The 625-nt window shown below is 69.9% G+C and carries 1 protein-coding gene; it reads right to left on the reverse strand.

All coding sequences use genetic code 11. The features are described 5' to 3' along the window. A partial coding sequence (locus A9X05_RS23805; protein WP_156736934.1) for an LLM class flavin-dependent oxidoreductase occupies positions 1 to 625 on the reverse strand: 625 nt, incomplete at both ends.

Genomic DNA, 625 nt, shown 5'->3' on the forward strand with positions numbered 1-625 from the left:
CACGTGTTCGCCGGCAGCGCAAGCGATTTGGCCGATCTGCTCCTGCGCTGGCGGGACGCCGGCGTCGACGGGGTGCGGAACACTCCGGCACGCTGGAGCAGCGGCACCAGCTCATCGACGATCGCGGGCAGGTCGATCGCGTTGACCGCGGGCCGCAGTCGCACCCCGTCGACGCCGGCGTCCCGCCAGCGCAGGAGCAGATCGGCCAAATCGCTTGCGCTGCCGGCGAACACGTGCGCGTCGGAGGAGATGGCGGCGGGGGGCGTCAATGGGTCTTCCCCCAGCGAGACGACGAGATCGGCGTACACCTTCAGCGCACGCCCCGCCGAGCGCTCCGCTTGGGCGACTTCGTGCAAGATCGAGCGCAGCGAGTCGTCGTCGTGCGGGGTGATCAGCACGACGTCGGAGCCTGCGGCGGCGAAATCGTAGGCGCGCGTCGCGTGCGCCAGCGCCAGCACCACTGGCTGGCCCTGCGGCGGCCGCGGGGTGATGGACGGGCCTTTGACCGAGAAGTATTTGCCGGCGAAGTCGATGTAGTGCAGCTTGTCGCGGTCGATGTAACGCGCGGTGGCCACGTCACGGATGACGGCGTCGTCTTCCCAGCTGTCCCAGAGCCGCCGCACCA

Source organism: Mycobacterium sp. E3298 (genome assembly GCF_001666895.1).
GTDB lineage: Bacteria > Actinomycetota > Actinomycetes > Mycobacteriales > Mycobacteriaceae > Mycobacterium.